Below are 460 nucleotides of genomic sequence, written 5' to 3' on the forward strand. Positions count from 1 at the left end.
GTGAAAAGAAAATACCCGTTGGCCCCTTGCCGCCACCAAAAGAGGATTACACCCAGTACGAAGAGACAAAAGTACTTTGGGGGCGCTTAGCATTGATGTTTGGTGGTGTCTTTGCACTCGCATTTGCAGGTTTGCACACGCTGTTTAGTCCGGCCTCGGACGAGCGTGTTGTGAGTGTTATTGAGCAGCGCCGTATCGCCGAACAAGAACTTGTGCGTTCGATACAAGCACCTCAAACCAATGCGGTTGTCGCTTCCGTTGAGGAGGTCGCGGGTTTTGATAGTGCTCCAGAGAAACAACGCGTCGCAGTGGTTGCTGGTCAGCAGGATGACATCTCAGAAGCATCATCAGCGCCAGTAACGCAAGGCGCAGAAGTAACCAAGAGCGCTCCATCGGAAGCGCCTCGTGCAGCCTCGTTAAGTAACAATGACTCCATGACACCTGTTTCTTCAGTGACAAC

General features: G+C 52.2%; 1 protein-coding gene. It reads left to right on the top strand.

The window, feature by feature from the left end:
- On the top strand, nucleotides 1-460 hold a 460-nt coding region (locus tag A3750_RS25890), incomplete at both ends, for a hypothetical protein (protein ID WP_197474897.1).

The organism is Oleiphilus sp. HI0079, assembly GCF_001635105.1.